This is a genomic window from Nannocystis pusilla, from assembly GCF_020073745.1.
GTDB classification, from domain to species: domain Bacteria; phylum Myxococcota_A; class Polyangia; order Nannocystales; family Nannocystaceae; genus Nannocystis; species Nannocystis radixulma.
In genome coordinates this window covers 26,112-49,795 of record NZ_JAIRAU010000053.1, presented here as the reverse complement: position 1 = coordinate 49,795, position 23,684 = coordinate 26,112, and the positions used below count along the sequence as shown (strand labels likewise).

Below are 23,684 nucleotides of genomic sequence, written 5' to 3'. Positions count from 1 at the left end.
GGCTCTCGTCGAGCGGCTCGAAGTTGAGGCGACGCGAGACCCAGGCGAGCTCGGCGACCTCGCCCCAGGCGCCGCGCAGCAGCTCGAGCACGACCTCGGCGCCGGTCTGTCCGCCGCCGACCACGGCGACGCGCGCTCCTTGCAGGTGCAGCGGCCGCGCGAGGATGTCGATCGCGTGGAAGCACTTCGGCCCGAGGTGGGCCCGCGCGCACTCGGGCACGGCCGGGACGCGACCTGTCCCGAGGACCACGTGACGCGCGAGCGTGCGGCCGTGGTCGTGGCGCAGCTCGAAGCCGCCGGGCACGCTGCGGACGTCGCGGACCTCGAGGCCGAAGCGCAGCGACGACAGCCGGCCGGCGACCCACCCGAGGTAGTCGGCGAACTCGAGCCGCTCGATGGCGGAGCTCTCGGCGGCCAGGAACGCGTGGAAGCGGCCGTGCTCGACCAGGTAGTTGATGAAGGAGTGGGGGCTGGTCGGGCTGACCGCGGTCACGAGGTCCTTCAAGAAGGACGTTTGCATGCGCGACCCGGGGAACAGGAGGCCCGGGTGCCAGGCGAACCGCTCGCGCCGCTCGAAGAAGCGGGTGCGCAGCTCCGGCAGATCGTCGGCGAGCGCCGCGATGCTGAGGTTGAAGGGCCCGATGCCCACCCCCGCGAGATCGATCTCATCGTTCATCGTCCACCTCCCATACCAACGGGTTTCGCAGCGGCGGACCGAGCGCGGGCAGCGGGCGCGAGGCGCCGCCGCCGTGGCCGATCCGCAGGCGGGCGCGGTTGAGGCAGATCCGCTCCATCTCGGGGCGGAACAGGTCGAAGCGCGCCGTCGCCTCGCTGGGTCGTGACTCGCAGTAGTCGCGCAGCGCCCGGCCGAGCAGGCGCAGGAACTCGCGCTCGCGCAGGCCGAAGCCGCGCTCGACCAGCGGCGCGACGAAGCGCAGCACGCTGACGAAGTAGCCGGTGTAGAGGTCGTGCACGATCTGCCCGGCCGGCAGGGCCTTGAGGCGGGCCAGCGCGGGCTCGTGATCGAAGCGGTCGTCGTCGACGCGGCGGACGTCGCCGTGGACGTCGCGCAGGAGGATCGCCGCCGGCAGGCCGCGGCGCAGCACGAGGCCGAGGTTCTGCCCGTGGGCGATCACGCCGATGCCGTGGCGGCACAGCAGGTGGTAGAGCGGCACGGCGGTGCGCTCGAACAGCGCGGTCAGCCAGGCCGCGACCGTGACGCCGCTCTGCTCGACCCACGTGCGCAGCAGCGGCTCGCCGGCGAGGTCGGTCTGCTGCAGCGCGGCGGCCGGGACCTCCTGCGCGTCGGGGCCGATCCGCGCCGGGCCGCTCTCGCGCCACAGGGCACCCAGCTGCTCGCGCAGGCGGTACGGCGCGGCGCCGAGCGACTCGAACGCGGGCTGCGGGACGTGCACGCCGCCGAGGTCGCCGAGCACGTGCACGCCGTGCAGCAGCGGATCGGCGGCGACGCGGCGGCCCAGCGCGGCGCCGATGTCGACGCCGTGCTCGACGTGCTCGCCGGGCAGGCCGCGCCAGCACGAGGTGTTGAGGATCGTCAGCGCGAGCTTGACGTCGGCGCGCTCCGGCCGGCTCGTGTCGGCGAGGGTGCGGATCGACAGGCGCGGGGCGTAGCGGTCGCCGAACTGGCCGAGCGAGACGATCGCGCCGCGGGCGAGGTGCTCGACGTACTGCGCGGCGAGGTGGCGCTGCCACTGCCACGGGTGCACCGGCACGAGCACGCCGTCGCCGGCGAGGCCGGGGGCGCGCGCGTGCAGCTGCTCGTGCAGGCGCGCGCGGGCGTCGGCGTCGCAGCTCTCGTCGACGAGCTGCCGGCGGCCGGGTCCGGCCTGGCCGCTGCAGCGCGCCAGCTCGGGGGCGACGACCAGCCAGTGCAGCTGCACGCGGGCGGCCGCCTCGGGGGCGAAGCGGGCGAGGTCGTCGGTGCCCCAGCCGACGCGGCCGCGGTGGGCGAGCAGCTTGGGGTGACCGTCGAGGTGCTGCTCGAGCGCGGCGCCCGAGAGCGCGGCGAGCTGCGAGGCGGGGAGGTTCGTCAGGCGCGCGCACTGGCCGGCCTCGGCGAGGACGCTGTTGTGCAGCTCCTCGATGAACTCGGCCAGCACCTCGGGCGCGACGCCGAGCTCGGCGCGCGCGTCGAGGATCAGCTGCACCGGCGAGTCGGCCGGCTCGGCCGGCCCGTCGCCGACGCGCCGCTCGATGCCCTCGGGCTCGACGTGCAGCCCGCCCCACGCGCTCGGCCGGGCGGAGAATCGATAAGATGTCCGATCGGCCAGGTCGAGGGCGTAGCGGCCGTCGCCGAGCGGGCGCGGGTGCAGCAGGCACTCGAACGCGAGTTCGCCGAGCGCCTGGGCCAGGCGGCGCCGGCCGGCCAGTCGGGCGTGGTCGCGCCACTCGGGTGTCTCGCCTGCGTGCACGGTCAGCCCTCGAAGGTGGCGAAGAAGCGCTCGCGGGTGAGCACCATCAGGACGGCGGTCTTGTGCGGGAAGCGGACCTCGCCCCACTCCTCCCACGGGGTGCTGTTGGCCCAGTTGCGCACGCGGGCCTGGTCGACGCGCGGCTCGCCGACCAGCCGCTGCGTGCGCGGGTCGTCGAGGAACAGGAAGTGCGCCATCGACAGGAACCACTGCCGGCCCCAGCCGCGGTGACGCACCTCGGGGTCGCCGATCGCCATGTGGAAGCCGCGGTCGAAGTCGTCGGCGGCGTAGTGCGGGCCGAGTCGATCCTCGCGGGCCCAGTAGATCTCGTAGTAGGCGAACGGGCGCCCGTCGAAGCAGCCGATCGCGGGGATCGTGTGCGGGTCGGCGAGGCGCTGGTCGATGTAGTCGACCAGCTGCGCGCGCGGCCACGCCTGCTCCCAGAATTGAGCGACGACGGGGTCGTTCATCCACGCGCAGAAGATGTCGAGGTCGCGCGCGGGGTCGAAGCGGTGCAGGCTGAAGGTGCGGTCGATCGCCGCGCAGTGGCGGCGGTACAGCAGCGAGGCGCCGTCGTCGTGGCGGCGCGGGTGATCGATCGCGCCGGTATGCGTGCGCTCGGTCGCCGACGGCTGGGCCTCGCCGCGGTGGTGCCACAGCGGGCGCTGGTAGAACGCCTCGCGGGCGGTGACCTCTCGCCTGTCCTTGTGGACATGCACGAGGTGACGCAGGCCGGGGCGGCCGGTGAACAGGCGGTCGCTCAGCAGGTCGCGTGGGCCGTCGCCGTCGTGCCAGGCGATCGTGGCGCGCTCGTCGGCGAGGGTGAGGGTGAAGGGGGCGCCTTCGACGTGGCCGGAGAATCGAGAATGGTCGAGGGGCTCGAGCGCGACGTGGGACTCGACGGCGAAGGTCGCGGCGCGCCCGGAGGTCGGGGCGGGCAGGTCGACGGGCGGGCGGTGCAGCGGGTTCGCCATCGGGCGGTAGATCGTCAGCGGATCGGCGAGCGAGACCTCGTCGACGCCGCTGGCGAAGCAGCGCGCGTTGGCCTTGGTCCACAGCGTCGGCGACTGCAGCAGGTAGTCGATCCCGCGCGGGTCGGCGGGCCCCTGCGCGCGCAGGTCGAGCAGGCAGGCGCGCAGGTGCTCGAGCAGCAGGCCCTGGTCGAGGCCGGGGATCATCGCCAGCGAGGCGATCGTGTTGAAGACGCCGTTGATGACGACCGAGTAGGCCCACACGCGCTCGGCCATCGGCGAGCGGAACACCGCCCGCTCGAGGCCGGGGACGCGCTCGCCGTGGCGACGCAGGGCGAGCTCGGTGTAGGCGGTGCCCTGGGCGTCGCGGAACCACGCGCGCGCGGGCATGAGGCCGTCGTCGTCGAGGCCGACGACGAGGTTCTGCTGGTGCGCGCTGAGCAGCAGGCCGAGCTCGGCCTGCGCCGCGACGATCGGCGCGAACACCTTTATTAAAAATCGCGAGAACCACTGCTCGGCGAGGGCGATCGGGCGGAGGCCGCGGTCGTGGGCGGCTCGCTCGAGGCGCAGGGCGAGGCGGCTGCGGCCGCTGCGGGGGTCGTCCTGCAGCAGGGTGGCCAGCATCTCGGCGGGGGCGTCGGCGCCGAAGGGGTTGTCGCGGAGGGCGATGAAGCTGACCGAAGGGCCAGGTTGACCGGCGTCGCCGCGCAGGCCGAAGTAGGCCGGCTCGCGCAGGATGTGAAAGTCGGGGTGGCGCGGCAGCGGGACGGCGGCGTCGCCGAGGACGCGGCCGAGCAAGAGGCCGCGCTCGAGCTCGGCCAGCGAGAGGGTGCGCCGCGAGTTGGTCAGGCGGACCGGCAGCGACAGCTTGAGCATGAACGGCGCGCCCTCGGCGTGGAGGGTGCGCAGCGACGAGGTCACCGACCAGGCGCGGCCGCACGGGCCGAGCGGGCGCAGGCTGCCGCGGTGGAGGGCGTCGGGGAGCGACGGCTCGGCCAGCAGGGCGCGGTGCTGCAGCGGGTGCAAGGGGAGGAGCGCGAACTCGGGGCCGAGCGCGGCGGCTTGCTCGGCCCACGCGGGGTCGCTGGCGATCAGCCGGTCGAGCAGCGAGGCCTCGCCGCCGTGCAGCAGGCGCTCGCGCGCGACGGCCCACAGGTGCAGCGGGGTGCGGCCGCGGAGCTCGGGCACGAGGGCGTCGTCGCCGGTCTCGAGGCCCTCGCGCAGGCGCGGGGCCGGGTGCACCGAGTGGCCGAGGAGCAGGCCCTGCTCGGCGGCGATGAAGCCGAGCCGGCCGGTGAAGAGTTCGTCGAGGTCGCCGGCGCGGGCGGCGAGGGTCGACTCGAGGTTGGCCGCGCTGGCGCGCACGCGGGCGACGAAGCGATCGAGACCTGGCCCCGAAGACAGGCCGAGCGCGGCGGCGACGGCTGGCTCTTCGACCAGGCGGGAGATCAGCGTCGCGGTCGGGAGGGGCTCCACGCGGCCGTCGGCGTCGCGCCAGCGGGCCTGGCCGGCGGCGACGCGACCGACGCCTGCGGGTCGGGCGAGCGGCACCTCGACGGCGCCGCCCTGGGCCGGCATGGCCAGCGTCAAGCACTCGCGGCCGGGGGCGCGGGTCACAGTCCAGCCGTCGAGCTCGCGCAGCAGGGCGCTGAGCAGGGCCCGGCTGGCCGGCTCGAAGGCGGCGACGTCGCGGGCGCCGAGCGGCGTATGGTCTGCTGCGCGAGTGGTCATGGCTCACTCCGCGATCACGCAGGCGCCGACGTGGGCTTGCTCGAGGTCGGTGGCGCCGATCGCCTGGCAGGTGGCGCCCATGTCCTTGGCGGCGCAGCTGTTGTCGGGGCTGTCGGTGTCGCAGTAGTCGGTGCAGCAGTACGAGTCGGGCGCGCAGCCGACGACCCGCTGCGAGCAGTGCAGGCCGGGGGCGCAGCTGATCGCGGTCTCGCACGCCTCGCCGATGGCCGCGCCGTCGGCTCCCTGCGGGAAGCACACGAAGCCCTCGGGCTCGCGGAAGATGCAGGCCTCGTCGGCGGTGCAGCCGATCGCCAGCAGCGGGTCGCAGATCGGGGCGCACACCGGCAGCGAGCCGATACCGACGCAGCGCTGGTCGTTGTCGCAGACGTCGCCGACGCACAGCGGGTAGCACAGGCCCTCCCACGACGCGCCGGTGGTGTCGAACGAGCCGATGCACCACGAGTCCTCGTCGCAGCTGTCGGTGCCGGTGATCACGCCGTCGTGCGTGCACGTCTCGCCGGGGTGGTCGTCGCCCTGCACCGGCAGGCACACGAACTCCCAGTCGGCGGCGCCGCGCCTCAGGACGCACTTGAAGCCGTCGGGGCAGTCCTGCAGGTCGGCCTGACACTGGGCCTCGCCCGGGTCCGAGGTGCCGCCGGTGGTCGGCGCGGCGGTGCTGGCGTCGCTCGCGTCGGTGCTCGCCGCGGCGCTCGTGCCCGTGCTCGCGCCGGTGCTCGGGTCGCCCGCGGTCGCGGCGTCGCCGGTGTCGTCGGCCGGCGCGTTCGTGGTGCCGCACGCGAGCACGCACGCCGCGGAGAGCAGGGCGCCGAGAGAGAATCGCCACGTCGTTCGCATGCCAGGGAAGGTACGGTTAAAGGAAAATGACTTTCAAAATTAATCGGAACTGCGTTGGAGAGAGAATTCTCAGGGTGTTTGCGCCACAGTAGTAGGATTTTGATTTTCAGAATCGCACCGCGAGCGCGAACTCCGTCGCGCCCGTCGCCGCGGCGTCACACCGCGCCGGCAGGAGTTCGTGATGGTCGCGTCGGCGAGCGGCATGAATGAAGAGGCATGTCGCTGGCAGCCTCGATCGAGGTCTGCGTCGATGTCGCGACGCGGTCGATGCGCGTGGTCCACTCCGAGCGCGTGAGGCACGCGAGCCGTGTCTCGCGGGATCGCCTCACGCGAGGGGCTCGCGGCTCAGGCGGACAACGGCGGGCGCAGCTCGAAGCGGTGCAGCGCGTGCGAGCGCAGGACCTCGGGCTTGCGCGCGCGCAGGTAGGAGAAGGCGAGGCGGTGCTTGAGCGGCACGCGGCTGCGCAGCTCGGCCGGGAGGTCGAGCATGGTGAGCGAGTCGAGGCAGCGGTGGCGGCCCCAGGCCTCGATCGTGCGCGGGTCGTCGCAGCCCCACACGAACGGGGCGCGGTAGGTCTGCATCATCGGCCGCGCCTGGCTGGCGATCGCCCGCCGGGTCACGGTGTCGAGCACGAACTGACTGCCGGGGTAGGCGGCCGCGATCGCGTTGAGGCCGCGCCGCACTGTCTCTTCGGTCAGGTAGACGAGCACGGCCTCGGCGATGAACAGGAACGGGCCGTCGCCGGCCGGGCCGAGCTGGGCCAGCCAGTCGTCGTCGCCGAACGCGCCGACGACCATGCGCCGCCGCGCGGTGTCGGCGAAGAAGCGCCGCCGCAGCGCCAGCGAGTCGGGCAGGTCGACGTCGAACCACCGCAGCGCGCCGTTGTCGACCCGCTCGAAGCGGGTGTTGAGCCCGGTCCCGATCTCGACGACCGTGCCCCCGGGGTGCATCCGCAGGAACTCCTGGACCCACCGGTCGATCATGACGGTGCGCAAACATGCTCGAAAGGCCAGGTCGCGCTGGGACGCGAAGCGCCGCTCGAAGTCGTAGTCGAGCTGGGCGACGATCTCCTGCGCCCGCGGGTCGCGGAGGATCGGCCGCCGCCGTCCGGTCTCGATCGCCCGACACCACAGCGGGATCATGAGCGTCTCGCTGACGTCGCCGAGGGCTACCTGTTGTTTGTTCGTCATGAGCGCCGTTCATAGTGAATATGACTTTCAATGTCAAAAATGAGCCAGCGCACGTCGGAGGCGCGCTTTTACGGCCGTCTGCCGAGCGAGATCGCGCGCGCCCGGGTCGAACCCCTTACGAGGCCGCAGGGGGAATTTCTCGCGGCGTTCGGCCGCAGATTGCCGGCTGGTCTTTACGACCTGGCGTGAGGAGCATGTGCGTGAAGACAGCTCGCCGGCAGGTCGGTCGAGCGCTCGAGCGCGCGAACTCGGCGAGCGCCGGAGCGCGCGCGGGCCCGCGGTCGCCGGCCGCGGTGCGGGCACCTGCGCGCGCGGCCGACATGCGCCTGCCTGGACAAGCCCGGGCGGCGCCGCGACACTGGGAGACCGCCATGAATTACCCGGTCCGCGTCGCGCTCCTGTCTGTCCTCGCTGCTCCGCTCTCGCTGCTCGCCTGCGGCTCCGGCGGCTCGGAATCCACCGACACGGCCGCGGTGTCCGACGCCTCGACGGCGCCGACGCTCACGGCGGGCACGACGAGCAGCACCGGCGACAGCGAGACGGGCGAGCCGACCGAGACCACGCTCGGCACCGGCGACGCCAGCACGACGACGACGACGGGCCCGACCACCGAGGCGCTGCCGACCACCGACGCGACGACGACGACGACGACGACGAGCACGACCGACGCGACGACGACGACGACGACGGACACGACGACGACGGACACGACCGGCGGCAACCCGCTGTGGGACACGCCGAACCTCTGGTACGCGGTGGAGAACCACCTCATGTACATCGAGATCGATCCGGCCGACGGCGCGGTGGTCCAGCTCGTCCGCAACGATCTGGTGTCCGACACGCCGCTCGTGTTCGGCCAGAACGGGCTGACGATGCTCGAGGACGGCTCGCTGATCGGCTCGCGCGAGTCGGCCGAGGGGACCCAGATCTATCACATCCCCGCTCCGCCGACGACCGAGGACACGCCGGCGCAGGCGACCTTCCTCGGCATGGTGCCGAACGACGGCGACGGGCCGCCGCTGCGCATCGAGGCGCTCTACACCGACTGCGACGGCCGCGTGTACCTGATGGACACCGGCGAGGACGTGGGGAGCTCCGACGGCAACCGGCTGCTCCGCTTCACCGGCGCGTACCTGCAGGGCGACCTGGCGTTCGAGGTGATCACCGACCTGGAGAACGCGTCGGTGGGCGACATCGACGACCTGTCGCCGGGCATCGTCGACGGCGAGGTCAGCGACAGCCTCGGCTTCGCCATGGACTCCGACGATCTGTGGCAGATCGACTACACGACCGGCACCGGGCAGCTGCTGGCCAAGACCGACGGGACGTGGGGGGTGCACGCGCTCGGCGGGCCGCTGTTCGACGACCTGCAGCCGCGCCTCTACATCCTCAGCGCCGGCGACGACAACACGGGCGCGGAGCTGCGCCAGGTCGACCTCGACGGCTTCACCAACACCGAGCCGCTGATCGTCGGGCCGGACCTGGACCTGAACGGCGGCTACAACGGCTGGAGCGGCCTCGCCGGACCGCTCACCGAGTGCATGACGACGATCCCGGGTTGACGGCGCAGGCCGAGGCCTCGCAGCGCCGCCTGCGCTGGCGGCGGCGGCCTCGACCGTCGCTGCGTCCGTCGCCGGCGACCGGCCTCGGCCGCGTTCTTTTAATATGTCCTTCGGGACATAACAGTGCGGGGGACGAGCGGCCCCGGCCGTGGACCATCAATTGAGATGTCCTTCGGGATATGTCATGACCCTCGCGGCCGGGTCGAGCGGCCTCGGCGGCGATGGGTGAAGATGTCCTTCGGGACATGTCGGCGCGCTCACGCGGCGCCGAGCCAGGCGCGCCACGACTCGGGGACATCGTGGATCGGCAGGCGCTGGGCCAGGGTCAGCGGGGTCCACTTCGGCCGCGCGGGGCGGGTGCGCAGCGGCAGGCCGGCCTGTTCGGGGGTGCGGCCGCCCTTGCGGCGGTTGCAGGCGGCGCAGGCGGTGACGACGTTGGTCCACGTGGTCTTGCCGCCGTCGACGCGCGGGACCACGTGGTCGAGGGTCAGCTCGTGGTCGCTGTACTGGACGCCGCAGTACTGACAGCGGTGGTTGTCGCGGAGGTACACGTTCTTGCGCGAGAACCGGACCACCTGCGGACCCGGGCGCGCCGCGTGCAAGAGGCGGACGACCGAGGGGGTGGGGTAGCTGGCGCTGACCGTCCGGACCTCCCGCTCGTAGCTGGCGATGACCTCGACCTTGGCGAGGAAGCTCAGGCACAGGGCACGCCGCCACGAGATGACCTTGATCGGCAAAAAGCCGGGATCGAGGACCAGCGTGTGCATGGGGTTACCCATCCACGAGGCTAGCATGACCCGGAGGCGACGCGGCCACGGGCCCGTGACGGCTGCGACGCAGGCGCGCGGCGCCGCGCCGCGCCCGCGCGCGGGCGAAGGCGAGCGAGAGCCGCCGCGCCGGCGACGGGGCGGCGGAGCGCCGGAGCACCAGACCGATCGGACATGTCCGTTGCGACATGTGATGGGCGTGCGCGGGTCGGCGGTCGCCGCGACCTCGCGCGCCGACCCGGCTCCGTGCGGCCGGCTCGCCCCGGTGTCTGGAGCCCGCGACCTCCGAGCGGCCTCTGCGCGGGCCCCGCGGCGGGCCGAGCCGGGGAGTGGCGCACCGACGCGTCGGGGTGCTAACGGTCTTGCGTGCACTTCACCCCCGAGACCCTGGCCGCTGCGACCGGCGGACGACTCCTCCGCGCCGGTTCACGCGAGATCCGCGGCGCCTTCGTCGACAGCCGCGACCCCGTGCCCGGCGGCCTGTTCGTGCCGATCGTCGCCGCCCGCGACGGCCACGACTTCATCCCCGACGCGATCCGGGCCGGCGCGGCGGCGGTCCTGCAGGCGCCCTCGCGACCGATGCCCGACGACCCCACCGTCTCGGTGATCGAGGTCGCCGACACCTTCGCCGCCCTCACGCTGCTGGGCCGCGCCGCGCGCGACCGCTGCCGCGGACCGGTGGTGGCGATCTCCGGCAGCAACGGCAAGACGACCACGCGCGCGCTGGTCGAGGCGGTGCTGCGCAGCGCCCACGGGAGCGTGCTGGCGACCCGCGGCAACCTCAACAACCACCTCGGGGTGCCGCTGTCGCTGCTGGGCGGGCCCGACCACCCGGAGGCGATCGTGCTCGAGCTGGGGATGAGCGCGCCGGGGGAGAACGAGCGCCTGGCCGCGCTGGTGCGCCCGGACGTCGCGGTCATCACCAGCGTCGCGCTCGAGCACCTCGAGTTCATGGGCAGCCTCGAGGCGATCGCCGCCGCCGAGGCCGAGCCCCTGCGCCACGTCCGACCCGGCGGGGTCGCGGTGGTCCCCGACGACGAGCCGCTGCTCCCGCCGCACTTCCCACCTGGCCTTTCGATCCTGCGCTTCGGGGAAGGTTCGGAGTCGGCGGTGCGCATCGTCGGGGTCGAGCTCGACGAGCGCACCCACGCGACGCTGCGCCTGCGCCTGCGCGACGGCTCGGAGGAGGAGATCCGCCTGAGCCTGCGGGTGTTCGGGGCCCACAACGCCCGCAACGCGGCGGCGGCCCTGGCGGTGGGGATCCACCTGAACTGCCCGGTCGGGCCGATGATCGAGGCGCTCGAGGCGGTCCAGCCGGTCGGAGATCGCGGCCGGGTGCTCCACTTCGACGAGCACCACCTCCTCATCGCCGACAACTACAACGCCAACCCCGGGTCGGTCACGGCGGCGCTGCACAGCCTCGCGGCGCTGCGTCCGTCACGGCCGGGGCCGCTGGCCGCGGTGATCGGCGACATGCTCGAGCTGGGCGAGCGCGGGCCGGAGCTGCACGCCGAGGTCGGGCGCCTGGCCGCCGCGCTGGGGCTCGACGCGCTGTTCACCTTCGGCACGCTGTCCCAGGCGGCCGCCGAGGCGGCCAAGGCCGGGGGCATCGCCTCGTGGCACGCCGGGCTCTGCGTCTCCGACCTCGTCGCTGCCGTCCGCGCCACCTTCGCCGAGCGACCGGGCGCCCTGCTCGTCAAGGGCAGCCGGGGCATGCGGCTCGAGCGGGTCGTCGAGGCCCTGCTGCAGGCGCCGCCCAAGGCCGTGTAGACTGTCGGCATGGTGCTCGCCGCGCTCGCCGTCGTGTCGCTCGCCTTCACCCCGCCCGCCGGCTCGCGCGCGTACGCCGGGCCGGAGGCGGTCGCCGTCGAGGAATCACATGGCTCGGGGGACATGTCTCCCAGGGCATTGCCCTCCGGACAGGTCACGCTGATCCACACCGCGGTGGCCGGCGACTCGTCGGCCGCGGTCGACGACATGCCGCGCTACTACCCGGCGCCGCTGACCGACGCGCAGTGGCAGCGGCTGGGCGGGCGGCGGGTGCTGATGATCTTCGGCACGGCCGGGCGCGAGTGCGTCACCTTCACCCGCGCCGACAAGTCGGCGGTGTTCTACACCCACCCGAAGAACGGGGCGCAGCAGGCCCCGCTGGCGGCCGTCACCGCGGTCCACGAGAACTCGTGGGAGTGCGCCGAAGGCCGCGAGTCGACGCCCTCGGAGTGGGCCCGCGTCGGCGCCGGCGTCGGCGTCGGCTTCTCGGCCGTCGGCATGCTGATGGGCGTGCTCTACGACGCCGGCCGGGCCGGCAAGACCGACCCCGGCGACTACGGCATGAAGCACTTCATGTACGCCGGCCTCGGCCTGACGACGACGCTGCTCGGCACGCCGATCGTCGCCATCGGCGGCGCCAGCACCGGCCGCGACCTGCGGGTGCGCGGCAAGCTGTGGGCCCGCGGCCTCGGCTACGCCCTCTACGGCTGCGCTGTGGTGTTCAGCACGCTGTGGCTGATCGGTCAGTACGGCGAGAAGGAGCCGCTGCAGTTCGTCGGCATCACCAGCCTGGCGGGCGGCCTGGGCCTGGCCGGCTCGGCGTTCATGGCCGTCGACGCGCTCAGCTCGCGCGCCGAGCTCAAGCAGCTCGAGCGCCAGGACGTAGGTCAGGGCCGGGCGACGGCCCGCCGCGCGCGCCTGCACCTCGGGGCAGGTCCTTCGGGACAGGGCTTCGGGGTCGCGCTCGGCGGGAGGTTCTGAGTGCGCGCCGACTACTCGCGGGTCCGGGCCGCGACCGAGTTGCTGGTCGCCGGGCTGCCGGGCGAGGACCTGGTGGTCCAGAGCATGCCCGACGCGAGCCCGGCCAAGTGGCACCTGGCGCACACCACGTGGTTCTTCGAGACCTTCGTGCTCGGGCCGGCGCAGGCCGACTACCGGCCGTTTCACCCGGCCTTCGCGTCGCTCTACAACTCTTACTACGAGAGCGTGGGCCCGCAGTTCGCCCGCCCGCGCCGCGGGCTGCTGTCGCGGCCGACGCTGGCCGAGGTGGCGCAGTACCGGGCCCACGTCGACGCGGCGATGGCCGCGCTGCTGGCCCGCGGCGGGCCGCCGTGGCTCGGCGAGCGCGTGCGCCTCGGGCTCGAGCACGAGCAGCAGCATCAAGAGCTGATCTTGATGGACCTGGCCCACCTGTTCGCCCAGAACCCGCTGCAGCCGGCGCTGCGGGCGGACGCGGCGGCGCCGTCGAGTCGCGAGGCGCCGCCCCTGCGCTGGTGCCCGGGCCCGACGGGGGTGCGCGAGGTCGGCCACGCCGGCGACGGGTTCCACTTCGACAACGAGGGCCCGCGCCACCAGACGCTGCTGCGGCCGTATGCGTTCGCCTCGCGCTGCACGACCAACGGCGAGTACGCCGAGTTCGTGGCCGACGGCGGCTACCGCCGCAGCGCGCTGTGGCTGTCGGACGGCTGGGCCCTGGCGCAGGCCGAGGGCTGGACGGCGCCGCTGTACTGGTACATGTCCGAAGGGACAGCGTACGAGATGACGCTCGGCGGCCCGCGCCCGCTCGACCCGCACGCGCCGGTGGTCCACGTCAGCCACTACGAGGCCGACGCGTTCGCCCGCTGGGCCGGCGCCCGCCTGCCGACCGAGTTCGAGTGGGAGGCGATGGCCGAGGGCGTCGCGGTCGCCGGCAACTTCGTCGAGTCGGGCCGGCTGCATCCGACGGCCGCGGACCCGCCGCCGCCCGGACGCGCCGCGCCGACGCAATTGTTCGGCGACGTATGGGAGTGGACCGCGAGCGCGTACTTGCCGTATCCCGGCTATCGACCGCCCGAGGGCGCGCTCGGCGAATACAACGGCAAGTTCATGTCGAATCAGATGGTCCTGCGCGGCGGTTCCTGCGCTTCCCCGCGGGATCATTTGCGTGCCAGCTACCGCAATTTCTTTCCGCCGCGGGCGCGGTGGCCATTCACCGGGATCCGTCTCACCAAGGATGCATGATGCGACCGGTTGCACGCACGCTCGACGAGGCGACGCAGGCGCCGGCCGACGGGTTCCTCGCCGATGTGCTCGAGGGTCTGTCGCGCCCGGCCAAGCGCCTGCCGTCCAAGTACTTCTACGACGCCCGCGGCTCGCGGCTGTTCGAGGCGATCTGTGACACGCCCGAGTACTACCTGACCCGCGCGGAGATCGAGATCCTCGGCGACCACGCGATGGAGATGGCGGCCGCCGTCGGCCCGCGCCGGATCATCGTCGAGTACGGCAGCGGCGCCAGCATCAAGACCCGCCTGCTGCTCGACCACCTCGACGCCAGCGCCTACGTGCCGGTCGACGTGTCGCGCGGGCCGCTGCTGGCCGCCAGCGCGGCGATCGCCCGCGACTACCCCAAGCTCAAGGTGCAGCCGCTCCACGCCGACTTCACCCGCCCGTTCTCGCTGCCGCTCGGGGCGCTCGGCCGCAGCCTCGTGTACTTCCCCGGCTCGACGATCGGCAACTTCGAGCCGCACGACGCGACCGCGCTGCTGCGCCAGATCGCCCGTGCCCCCGGCTGCGACGGCGCCCTCATCGGCATCGACCTCGTCAAGTCGCGGCAGGTGCTCGAGGCCGCCTACAACGACCGCGACCTGGTCACGGCGGCGTTCAACCTCAACCTGCTGCACCGGATCAACGGCGAGCTCGACGGCGAGTTCCAGCCCGGCCGCTTCTCCCACCGCGCCGTCTTCAACGAGGCCGCCAGCCGCATCGAGATGCACCTGGTCAGCAAGATCGACCAGGTCGTCGGCGTCGGCGGCCGCAGCTTCAGCTTCCGCGCCGGCGAGTCGATCCTGACCGAGCTGTCGCACAAGTACACGCTGGATGGCTTTTCGGACATGTCCTCCAGTGCAGGTTTGACGCTGACCCAGGCGTGGACCGACGACGCCGCCCGCTTCGCGGTGGTCCACCTGGTCCGCCGCGCGGCCTGACCGGCGCGGCCTCGCGACCCCGCAGAGGTCGTCGTCGCTCGCGCGGCGAGACCGGAGGCGACCGTCGGGCACACCCCGAGCACCGCAGCGTCGCGGTCGCGCCGGGGACGGCGTTCGTCGACGGTTCGCGGTGCACGCCTGCAGCGCGTCGTCGGCGACGACCCGAGATCCTCAGTTCGACCGCGCACCTGCCCGCCGGGCCGGTGCTCTTGAGCGGTCCGCGGGGCTGACCTACCGTCGCGGTATGACCCGTGCCGCGGCCCTCGCCATGTTCGCCTCGCTCGCGCTCGCGGGCTGCTCCGACGACGGCGGCCGCCGCGACTCCGCCACCGCCGCGATCATCTCGGGCGTGATGACGGTGACCCCGAGCGGCGACGCGCCGACGACCTCCGAGGCGCCGACGACGACCGAGGCGACGACCGACGCCACGTCCGCGCCGGCGACCAGCGAGGCCAGCGCGGTCGACGACACCAGCGGCGGCGCCGGGCCGAAGTTCGACATCGGCGAGACGCCCGACGGCGGCCCCCCGCCCGAGCCGAAGGCCTGCCTCAAGGTCGACCTGCTGTTCGTGGTCGACAACTCGGCGAGCATGAAGGACGAGCAGGACAACCTGGTCGCCAGCTTCCCCGGCTTCGTCGAGGAGATCCAGCTGCAGCTCGAGGACGCGGAGAGCCTGCACATCGGCGTGGTCTCGACCGACAAGTACGACGGCAACGAGAACCCGTGCGACGGCGTGCTCGGAGGGCTCATCACCCAGACCGACGGCAGCAACTCGAGCAACGCCTACTGCGGCCCCTACGTCAGCGGGCTGCGCTTCATGACCGAGCAGGACGACCTCGCGACCCGCTTCGCCTGCGCCGCCCAGGTCGGCACCTCGGGCGACAGCAACGAGAAGCCGCTGCAGGCGGCCCTGCGCGCGCTCGGGCCCGATCTGGCGCAGCCCGGCCAGTGCAACGAGGGCTTCGTCCGCGAAGACGCGCTGCTGGTGCTCGTGATCATCACCGACGAGGAAGAGGACGGCTCGAGCGGCGACCCACCCGACTGGTTCGCCGAGATCGTGGCGCTCAAGGGCGGGGTCGAGACCAACATCGTCACCCTGGCGCTGATCGGCCCCGAGAACCCCGAGTGCGCCAGCGCGGCCGAGGTCGCCCACCGCATCATCGACTTCGCCGAGATGTTCACCTACGGCAGCATCGGCCAGATCTGCGCCGACTCGTTCCAGCCGTTCTTCCACGACGCGATCTCGGTGATCGACCAGGCCTGCGAGAACTTCATGCCGCCCGGCTGAGGCGCCCGCGGCGGCCTCTGAACGAAAAGACAGGTCAGAGTTGCCTCACGCGAGCGGGGCGGGCGGACGCCGCCGGGGCGGCTACAGTGAATTCCGCTCGCGCTGCGAGCCCGGACGAGGTGCGCCGTACCCGGTGAGGACAAGACGACGCGGAAGGAGCGCATCGTCATGTCCACCGCGTGGATGGTTCTCGTCGTCGCCGGCCTGCTCGAGGTCGGCTGGGCCCTCGGTCTGAAGTGGAGCGACGGCTTCGACTTCCGCGGCAAGCCGCTGGCGACCGGGGTCACGGTCGTCGCCCTGGTCGCCAGCTTCGTCCTGCTCGCCCAGGCCAGCAAGTCGCTGCCGATCGGCACCGCCTACGCGGTGTGGACCGGCATCGGCGCCGCAGGCGCGGCGCTCGGCGGGATGCTGCTGTTCGGCGAGCCGGTCGCGCCGCTGCGCGTGCTGTTCCTGACGATGCTGGTGGTCGCGATCGTCGGGCTCAAGTTCAGCAGCGGGCCGGCCTGAGCTCTCGGACATGCTCCGGGGAGCATGTCGTGAAGGATATGCTCTCGGGGGCATGTCCCCCAGGACCGCTCACTCCGGGGTGCCGCAGCTGGCCCAGCGGTACAGCTGCTGCTCCTCGTCCTCGGTCAGCGCGGGCAGGCCGGCCGGGGGCATGGCGCCCTCGTAGACCTCGTGCATCGCTATGGCCGCCTCGGCCTTGGCGCCGGCGTAGGTGTCGAAGTCGACGCCCACGGGCGCGTTCACGCGGGACCCCTCGGCCAGCGTCGAGGAGTGGCAGGTCGTGCACTTGGCCCACACGGCCGACATCTCCGAGTACTTCGGCGCCGGCGCCGCGGCACAGTCGATCTCGGGGGCTTCCTCGTTGCCCTCGTCGCCGCCGCAGGCCAGGAGCGGCGCGAGGGCGACGGCGAGGAGCCAGGGACGAAGGACCGTGAAGAAGCTGGGGGCGCGCGTGTCGGTCATGGCAGTCTCGATCGGCACGATAGCCAGCGGCGGGGCGTGCGCGCAAGAATCAACGCCCGCGCACGCGGCCGCGCTCGCAGGTGCGCAGCCGCGACTCGTCGGCGCCCCTCGCGTCCTCGGCGGCGCGCACGAGCGCGCGAGGACGACGAGCAGCGGGTCAGCGTGCCGGCGCCGGCTCGGGCGCGAAGGCTCGCGAGATCCACCCGACGAAGGTCAGCCAGGCGCCGAGCGAAGCCAGCAAGACGAACCCGACCTGGGCGGCCGGCACCATCGTCATGGAGGCGGACACGCCCCTCTCCATCAGCTCAGGGACCGCGAGCAGGACGAGGCCACGGAGCGCGAGGAACCAGCCGAACAGCGAGATGGCGATCGCCGGGCCGCTCGACCAGTACTGGTGGTTGGCGATGATCAGCAGCCCGCAGAACAGCAGCAGCGCTCCGAACAGCCAGACGATGATCGGCAGGGCGAAGAAGTCGAGGTGGCCCATCGCCGGCAGGCGGATGGCGATGATGAGAGGGACGATGAGGACGAACGGGCCGATCACGCGAGCGAATGCTCGCGTCCGGGCCCTGGACTCTGGCGTGGTAGGCATGGCAGCGCTCCTCGTTCGTGGCCCGCCGATGGCGGTATTCGTAGACTGTTGGTCTATGATAAGTGGGAGCAAGCGGCCTGTCAAGGTGCTGCGCGATGTGCGCGAGCGGCCGGTGCGGCAGCTCGAGCACGCGTCGGTGAAATGGGGTGCAGCGCTCAGGTCGCTGCGGATCGACGCGGCCTCATGGCGCGGGCCGCCGGCCAGAGCGAGCCAGGCGTCGCGCCGAGCAGCCGCTCGATCGCGTCTGCGGTCGCCTCCGCCATGCGGGCGACGTCTGGCTCGCCGTGGGGATCGGCGACGACGGCCTCGGCGACGGCGCGGCCGAGGTCGTGGCGGAGGCAGAGGATCATCCGGGCGGTCTGCTCGGGGTCGCGGGTGGTGAAGGCGCCCTCGTCGACGCCTTGCTGGATGATCCGCGCGAGCAACGGCGTGATGCGCCCGAGGCCGTGGACCAGCAGCTTGTGGCGCACGAGCGCGTTCTCGTCGCCGTACCACGAGCGGGCGACGTCGACGACGAGGCGGCCCTCGTGCTGCTTCCAGTCGTCGACGGCGGCGAAGTGGCGGGCCAGCTTGTCCGCCCCCGCGAGCGCGGGGTCCTCGACGAGGGCGCGCAGGTTGGCCTCGACGGCCGCGGTCCGCCGCTCCACCAGCGCGAGCAGCACGTCCGGCTTGGACTCGAAGTAGTGGTAGAAGGCGCCCTTCGACATCCCGAGCGCGTCGAGCAGGTCCTGCAGCGACATGGCCTCGTAGCCCTTCGTCGCCACCAGGCGCTCGGCGGCGTCGAGGATCGCCGTCCGCTTCGCGTCGTGCAGCTCGGGGTCGATGCGCCGCGCCATCACGGCCCTTGTAGCACGCGCGCTGCGGCCGCGCTCGCGGCTGCGGGGGCTGCCCTCACGAGCGCGGCGAGCCTGTCCCGAGAGACATGCGCATGTCGCATGTCCCGAGGGACAGGCGTCAGCGCGCCAGCCAGGCCGGGACCTGCTCGTCGGCGATCAGGTCGTCGACGGTCTTGCGCGCGCGCGTGACGGCGAACTCGGACCCGTGGACCAGCACCTCGGCGGCCAGCGGGCGGGAGTTGTAGGTCGAGGCCATCGCCATGCCGTAGGCGCCGGCGGCGAGGACCGCGAGCAGCTCGCCGGGCCCGGCGGGGCTGAGGAGCCGGTCCTGGGCCAGGAAGTCGCCGCACTCGCACACCGGGCCGACGACGTCGGCGCGGATCGGCGGGCGCTCGCCGGCGGCGAGGTCGACGGGGACGATCGGGTGATAGGCGCCGTACAGGGCCGGGCGCAGCAGGTCGTTCATGGCCGCGTCGACGATCACGAAGTCGCGCTCGCCGTTGCGCTTGCGCCCGACCACCCGCGTGAGCAGCACGCCGGCGGAGCCGACCAGGTAGCGACCTGGCTCCAAGACCAGCTCGAGGCCGAGGGGCGCGACGGCGGCGGTGAGGGCCGCGCCGAGGCGCTCGACGTCGAGCTCGCGGTCGCCGGGCGCGTAGGTGATGCCCATGCCGCCGCCGAGGTCGAGCTGCCGCAGCGGCGCGCCGTCCGCCCGCAGCGCGCGCACCAGGCCGCTCAGGCGCTCGAAGCTGGCGAGGAACGGCGACTCGTCGAGGATCTGCGAGCCGATGTGACAGGCGAGGCCGACGAGGCGCAGGTCGGGCAGGGCGCGGGCGCGGGTGGCCAGGGCCGCCGCGTCGCTCATCGCGATCCCGAACTTGCTCTCGCGCAGGCCGGTGGCCAGGTACGGGTGGGTGTCGGGGTCGATGTCCGGGTTGAGGCGCAGGGCGATCGAGGCCACGCGGCCGAGCGCGTGGGCGCGGGCGGCCACGCGCTCGAGCTCCTCGACCGACTCGATGTTGATCGAGCGCACCCCCGCGGCGATCGCCGCGTCGAGCTCCGCGTCGAGCTTGCCGACGCCGGAGAACACGATCTTGTCGGCCGGGACGCCGGCCACGAGGGCGCGCCGCAGCTCGCCGCCGGAGACGATGTCGGCCCCGGCGCCGAGACGCGCCAGGTGGGTGAGCACCGCCTGACTGCTGTTGGCCTTGACGGCGTAGCCGATCAGGGTCGGATGGGAGCGGCAGGCGCGGGCGAGGGCCTGAAAGCGAGCGGCGATCTCGCCGGCGCCGTACACATAGGTCGGGGTGCCCACGGCGGCGGCGACGTCCGCGAGGGCGACGTCTTCGACGGCGAGCCGGGCGGCGCGGCCGGGCCCCGCGGGCTGGACGCGCAGGCCCCAGCGCTCCGGAGCGGCGAACACCGCCGTATGGTCGGGGCCGGACTGCTGCACGTCGGGAGTCACCACGAGGCCCTCATGGCGGTGGCTCTTGCCACGCAGGGCGGCGCACTGTCAAACCCGCTCGTGCGCCGGGTCCGCGGCGCCCTCGTCCGAGCCGCGTCCGCCGCGAAGAGGGGGCCCGGAGCTTCACGACTCTTTGCCGGCGCACCCAAGCTTGCTAAGGTTGGACCGTCACTCTCAGGCCACCGGCAAAAGGAGGTAACTGATGAACCAAGCAGATCGTTGTGTGTGTCGTTTTGGCGCTGCGCCTCGACTGTCGTGCTCTTCAGGAGGTGCACACTAGCCTTTGCCGGGGTCTGAGGCTCGCCCCGGCGAGCCGCCCCTCCCGTCGTCACTCTGCGGGGTGAGGACGCAGTGACACCCCCGGCCGCGTCGCGGCCGTAAAGTCACGCAATTCATCGGTCTGCGGCCCGCGGACCGACCCGCGACGGCGCCGCCGCGCCGTCGGAAGTCACCACCTGGTCAGCCCGGCGACTGACCGCGCGCCACGCCCGTGGCAACCGGCCCCACCGCGGCCGGAAACCCCTGACGGGGTTCACAGCCCCGCAACTCGAACCGGCATCGCGCCCGAGGTGACCCGCGGCGGAGCATAGTGCTCCGCCGCTTCATTTTTGCTCGCCGCGCGGCGCGAGCGGCCCGACGAACACGGCGCCGCCTGTCGCGCAAGGCGACGAGGCGCCCGGCGAGAGCTCGCGCGGCGCGTCCGCTGCCCGTGAGACGCCGCGACGTCACGCGCGCCGCGAGCCGCGATCCCCGGGACCTCACGACGCCCCGCGCGCGCGAGTGCGGGGGACGCACGCGACGCGAGCGCGCGTGAGAGCCGGCAGGGGCGGGCGAGATCCTCGCCGCGCGACGAGGGTCGGAGCGCGGAGGACCTCGACGAGGCACGAGCGCCGACGGACGCGACGGCCCTGTCGAGCTCGCCCCCGAAGACATGTCCCTGTCGACATGGCCCCGTGGGCATGCCCCGAGGGACATGCCCATCAGAGCAGGTGGCCGCTCTTGTCGCGCTTGGTCGCCAGGTAGCGGCGGTTCTGCTCGCGGGCCTCGGCGATCAGCGGCTCGCGGCGGGCCACCGTCACGCCGCCCTGCTGCAGCCCGGCGACCTTGCTCAGGTTGTTGGTGTGCAGCACGACCGAGCCGACGGCGAGCGCGCGCAGCATCGCGGCCGCGACGGAGTAGTCGCGCAGGTCGTCGTCGAAGCCCATGTGGAGGTTGGCCTCGACGGTGTCGAGGCCCTGCTCCTGGAGGTGGTAGGCGCGGATCTTCTGGGCGATGCCGATCCCGCGGCCCTCCTGTCGCAGGTACAGGATGATGCCCGCGTCGCCGCCGGCGATCCGCTGCAGCGCCAGCTCGAGCTGGTCGCGACAGTCGCAGCGGAACGAGCCGAACACGTCGCCGGTCAGGCACTCGGAGTGGATCCGCGTCGGCACCTCGGTCCGGCCGGCGATGTCGCCGCGGACGATCGCCACGTCGTCGAGCGTGCGGCCGACATCGTCGATGAACGACACGATCTCGAAGTCGCCGTGGCGAGAGGGCAGACGCGCTCGGGCGAACACCTGCGCGCCGCGGACGACGCGCAGAGGCCGGGCCTGGAGGTTGTTCGGCACGGGCATGCGCTGCCTAACTTCTGTCATGCGCGCGAGGAATCAACAATGCTCTGGTAGAGCTTGCTCGACGAGCGGATCCCCTCATCCATGCTGTCGAGCACCAGCTGCAGCAGCTGGTCCTGGTCGAGCCGAAGCACGTCGTAATAGGTCTGGCGCTCGTTGTGGTGCAGGATGCACGGCCAGTAATTCTCGGCGATCAGGATGGCGTTCATCGCCAGGCGCGCGACGCGCCCACTGATGTCCGGCCAGGGGAAGATCCGGATGAGTTCGCGGTGGACCTCGACGGCCAGCTCGATCGGGTGGGCCTTGCGGCACTCCTCGGTGCGAAACCAGTCGGTCAGCTTGCGCATGCGGTAGCTGATCTTGTCGGCCGGCGCGAGGTCGTGGAAGTACATGCGGTGGATCGGGTTGTCCTTGCGGTACTGGACCTGATCCTTCTTGCCCTGCGGCAGCAGCGTCTGGTGCAGCTTCTTCAGCCACTCGAGCGACAGCTGGAGCCGCTTGCCGCGCGTCTCGAGCAGCATGTAGATGCCGTCCCGGACCGCCTTGACGTGCAGATACGCGGGGATGAGGCTCGGCGTCGAGATGATCTCGTCGTCGATCGCGGCCTTGATCTCCGCGACCGAGAGCATCTGCCCCTCGAGGGCGAAGTCGTGGAAGATCCACGACATCATGAAGCGCTCGTCGAAGTTCCGCCGCTGTGCGGCGTTGAGCATCCCGAGCTTTTCCCAGAGGAGCTCCGAGGACTCGAAGAGCTGGCGATAATTCTTCATCCGCGTCGAAAGCACGGCGGGCTCCCTCGAAATAAGGCAGCGCAAGCTACAAATTTTGTCCCCGAGGGGTCAATCAAAAAGTGTCCAAGATGTTGTTTTTGCCGGGGAAATTCTTCAGCGAACCGCCGCGGTCAAAAGAAGAGTCCGCTCCGGAGCGGGCCCGGCGGGGCGGCCGAATCGCCCGCGCGCGGCCCCCTCACGGAGCACTCCCGGGCCCCGGGCCGAGGCCTGTTTTTTGACCGGGCCGGCGAGCGCTGTCACACCCGCCTGGCACGCGCGATGTCCCCCGAGTTCCACAGGCCGGTGCTGGTCCGCGAGGTCTGCGAGGCGCTCGTGCCGGCGCTCGTGCTGGCCGAGGCGCCCGTGTTCGTCGACTGCACGTGCGGCGGGGCCGGGCACACGCTCGCGGTGCTCGCGGCCCACGCGGCGGCGCGCCCCGAGGGGCCGAAGCTGCGGGCCATCGCGCTCGACCGCGACGCCGAGGCGCTGGCCGAGGCGCGCACGCGCCTGCCAGGCGACGTCGAACTCGTGCATTCGAGCTTCGGGCGTCTGCCCGAGGTGCTCGACGAGCTCGGCGTGACGGCGGCGACGGCCGTCCTCGCCGACCTGGGAGTGTCCTCACACCAGCTCGACACGGGCGCGCGCGGCTTCTCGTTCCAGGTCGACGCGCCGCTCGACATGCGCATGGACCCGAGCCGCGGCGCGCCGGCCTCGCAGCTGCTGGCCGAGATCGGCGCCGGCGAGCTGACGCAGGTGCTGCGCGACTACGGCGAGGAGCCCGACGCGGCGCGGATCGCCGCGGCGATCGTCGCGGCCCGGCCGACCACCACCGGGATGCTCGCGCGGGTGGTGGCCGCGGCGATGAGCGCGCCGCAGCGGCGCAAGCTCGGGCTGCGGATCCACCCGGCCACGCGCACGTTTCAGGCGCTGCGGATCCGCGTCAACGACGAGCTCGGCGAGCTCGAGCGCCTGCTGACCGCCGCGCCCGAGCGGCTGCAGGTCGGCGGGCGCCTCGGCGTGATCACGTTCCACTCGCTCGAGGATCGCGCGACGAAGCAGCGCTTCACCGCGTTGACGCGCGCCGAGCAGCCGCCCCCCGGCCTGCCGATCGCCGCGCGCGACCTGCCGCGCCCGCGCTTCGTCGTCCCCGCCGGCTACCGCCAGGGCGCCGCCCCGGGCGACGCCGAGGTCGCCGCCAACCCGCGCAGCCGCAGCAGCCGGCTGCGAGTCCTGGAGCGCGCCCTGCCATGACGACGCCGACGACGCCCAGGCGCGCCGGCAACGGCCGGCGCAACGCCGACCCGCCGAGCTTCGAGCACGGCTTCCAGCGCGCCGACGACCGCCTGCCGCCGCCGCCGCCGCGCCGGCCGACGGGGCTGCCGCTGGTGCTGTTGCTGGCGCTGGGCCTGCTCACCGCGGCCGGCGTGGTCCAGGTGCGTACGCGGGCGCGGGTGCTCGAGCTCGGGGCCGACATCGCCGAGCTGACGGCCGAGCACGGGCGGCTGCTCGACGAGAAGCGCCGGCTCGAGGCCGAGCGGGCCTACCTGCGCCACCCCGACTATATCGAGGAGGTGGCGGCGGGGCGCATGCAGATGGTGCCGGCCACGCCGGACCGGCTGCAGGCGATCCGGCTCCGCGACGAGTCCAAGCAGACAGGTCCTTCGAAACAGGGCGGATGAGACAGGGCGGATCG

21 protein-coding genes and 1 riboswitch are annotated in these 23,684 nt (G+C 72.8%); of the genes, 9 read left to right on the top strand and 12 right to left on the bottom strand.

What is annotated here, in order from left to right:
- The 5 genes from K7C98_RS37660 to K7C98_RS37640 form a co-directional block, all read right to left on the bottom strand.
- Nucleotides 1-676, bottom strand: a 676-nt coding sequence (locus tag K7C98_RS37660) for a SidA/IucD/PvdA family monooxygenase (RefSeq protein WP_224196729.1), incomplete at its 3' end; no start/stop codon positions are given.
- Nucleotides 666-2,432 (bottom strand): IucA/IucC family protein, encoded by a 1,767-nt coding sequence (locus tag K7C98_RS37655; protein WP_224196728.1) that lies wholly within the window; start codon nt 2,430-2,432, stop codon nt 666-668. The genes K7C98_RS37655 and K7C98_RS37660, both read right to left, overlap by 11 nt.
- A 2-nt stretch (nt 2,433-2,434) precedes the next feature.
- Entirely contained in the window at nt 2,435-5,134 is a 2,700-nt protein-coding gene (locus tag K7C98_RS37650) for a GNAT family N-acetyltransferase (RefSeq protein ID WP_224196727.1), read from the bottom strand.
- Nucleotides 5,135-5,137: 3 nt separating this feature from the next.
- Entirely contained in the window at nt 5,138-5,989 is an 852-nt protein-coding gene (locus K7C98_RS37645) for a hypothetical protein (protein WP_224196726.1), read from the bottom strand.
- Nucleotides 5,990-6,334: 345 nt separating this feature from the next.
- A complete protein-coding gene (locus K7C98_RS37640; protein ID WP_224196725.1) occupies nt 6,335-7,180 on the bottom strand; it encodes a class I SAM-dependent methyltransferase in 846 nt (281 codons plus the stop codon).
- Between the two features lie 371 nt (nt 7,181-7,551).
- Between K7C98_RS37640 and K7C98_RS37635 the strand changes: the two genes are divergently transcribed.
- A complete protein-coding gene (locus K7C98_RS37635) occupies nt 7,552-8,742 on the top strand; it encodes a hypothetical protein (RefSeq protein ID WP_224196724.1) in 1,191 nt (396 codons plus the stop codon).
- A 257-nt stretch (nt 8,743-8,999) separates the two neighbouring features.
- Here K7C98_RS37635 and K7C98_RS37630 read toward each other — a convergent pair whose 3' ends face one another.
- Nucleotides 9,000-9,509 carry an HNH endonuclease gene (locus tag K7C98_RS37630; protein WP_224196723.1) on the bottom strand — a complete coding sequence of 170 codons (510 nt, stop codon included), beginning with the start codon at nt 9,507-9,509 and terminating at the stop codon, nt 9,000-9,002.
- A gap of 366 nt (nt 9,510-9,875) precedes the next feature.
- On the opposite strand from K7C98_RS37630, the gene K7C98_RS37625 reads away from it, so the two are divergent.
- The 6 genes from K7C98_RS37625 to K7C98_RS37600 all read left to right on the top strand — a co-directional run bounded on the left by K7C98_RS37625 (nt 9,876) and on the right by K7C98_RS37600 (nt 16,256).
- Nucleotides 9,876-11,279: a UDP-N-acetylmuramoyl-tripeptide--D-alanyl-D-alanine ligase gene (locus K7C98_RS37625; RefSeq protein WP_224196722.1), complete on the top strand. Its 1,404-nt coding sequence runs from the start codon at nt 9,876-9,878 to the stop codon at nt 11,277-11,279.
- A 9-nt stretch (nt 11,280-11,288) separates the two neighbouring features.
- Entirely contained in the window at nt 11,289-12,260 is a 972-nt protein-coding gene (locus K7C98_RS37620) for a hypothetical protein (RefSeq protein WP_224196721.1), read from the top strand.
- Entirely contained in the window at nt 12,261-13,499 is a 1,239-nt protein-coding gene (gene egtB, locus K7C98_RS37615) for an ergothioneine biosynthesis protein EgtB (RefSeq protein ID WP_224196720.1), read from the top strand.
- Complete coding sequence (gene egtD, locus K7C98_RS37610) at nt 13,499-14,461, top strand: L-histidine N(alpha)-methyltransferase (RefSeq protein WP_224196719.1); 963 nt, start codon at nt 13,499-13,501, stop codon at nt 14,459-14,461. Before egtB ends, egtD begins: the two co-directional genes overlap by 1 nt.
- Nucleotides 14,462-14,705: 244 nt before the next feature.
- The gene (locus K7C98_RS37605; RefSeq protein WP_224196718.1) at nt 14,706-15,749 is read left to right on the top strand and encodes a hypothetical protein; all 1,044 of its coding nucleotides are present in this window, start codon (nt 14,706-14,708) and stop codon (nt 15,747-15,749) included.
- A 90-nt stretch (nt 15,750-15,839) separates the two neighbouring features.
- Nucleotides 15,840-15,903: riboswitch (guanidine-III (ykkC-III) riboswitch) on the top strand.
- 14 nt (nt 15,904-15,917) lie between these two features.
- Complete coding sequence (locus K7C98_RS37600) at nt 15,918-16,256, top strand: DMT family transporter (protein ID WP_224196717.1); 339 nt, start codon at nt 15,918-15,920, stop codon at nt 16,254-16,256.
- 69 nt (nt 16,257-16,325) lie between these two features.
- Here the strand turns inward: K7C98_RS37600 and K7C98_RS37595 are convergent, their stop codons facing one another.
- From K7C98_RS37595 to K7C98_RS37570, 6 genes are all read right to left on the bottom strand, one after another.
- Nucleotides 16,326-16,718, bottom strand: a complete 393-nt coding sequence (locus tag K7C98_RS37595) for a hypothetical protein (protein ID WP_224196716.1) — start codon at nt 16,716-16,718, stop codon at nt 16,326-16,328.
- Between the two features lie 157 nt (nt 16,719-16,875).
- Nucleotides 16,876-17,310 (bottom strand): hypothetical protein, encoded by a 435-nt coding sequence (locus K7C98_RS37590; RefSeq protein WP_346660333.1) that lies wholly within the window; start codon nt 17,308-17,310, stop codon nt 16,876-16,878.
- 155 nt (nt 17,311-17,465) lie between these two features.
- A complete protein-coding gene (locus tag K7C98_RS37585) occupies nt 17,466-18,146 on the bottom strand; it encodes a TetR/AcrR family transcriptional regulator (protein ID WP_224196714.1) in 681 nt (226 codons plus the stop codon).
- A gap of 118 nt (nt 18,147-18,264) precedes the next feature.
- Nucleotides 18,265-19,614, bottom strand: a complete 1,350-nt coding sequence (gene lysA / locus K7C98_RS37580) for a diaminopimelate decarboxylase (protein ID WP_224196713.1) — start codon at nt 19,612-19,614, stop codon at nt 18,265-18,267.
- A gap of 977 nt (nt 19,615-20,591) precedes the next feature.
- Complete coding sequence (gene ribA / locus K7C98_RS37575) at nt 20,592-21,224, bottom strand: GTP cyclohydrolase II (RefSeq protein ID WP_224196712.1); 633 nt, start codon at nt 21,222-21,224, stop codon at nt 20,592-20,594.
- 17 nt (nt 21,225-21,241) lie between these two features.
- Nucleotides 21,242-22,006 carry a Fic family protein gene (locus K7C98_RS37570; protein WP_224196711.1) on the bottom strand — a complete coding sequence of 255 codons (765 nt, stop codon included), beginning with the start codon at nt 22,004-22,006 and terminating at the stop codon, nt 21,242-21,244.
- A 264-nt stretch (nt 22,007-22,270) separates the two neighbouring features.
- Here K7C98_RS37570 and rsmH point away from each other — a divergent pair, with 264 nt between their 5' ends.
- Together rsmH and K7C98_RS37560 are read left to right on the top strand one after the other, a co-directional pair.
- A complete protein-coding gene (rsmH, locus tag K7C98_RS37565; protein WP_224196710.1) occupies nt 22,271-23,242 on the top strand; it encodes a 16S rRNA (cytosine(1402)-N(4))-methyltransferase RsmH in 972 nt (323 codons plus the stop codon).
- Nucleotides 23,239-23,670 carry a cell division protein FtsL gene (locus K7C98_RS37560; protein ID WP_224196709.1) on the top strand — a complete coding sequence of 144 codons (432 nt, stop codon included), beginning with the start codon at nt 23,239-23,241 and terminating at the stop codon, nt 23,668-23,670. The genes rsmH and K7C98_RS37560 overlap by 4 nt, the downstream gene beginning before the upstream one ends.
- Nucleotides 23,671-23,684 lie beyond the last annotated feature (14 nt).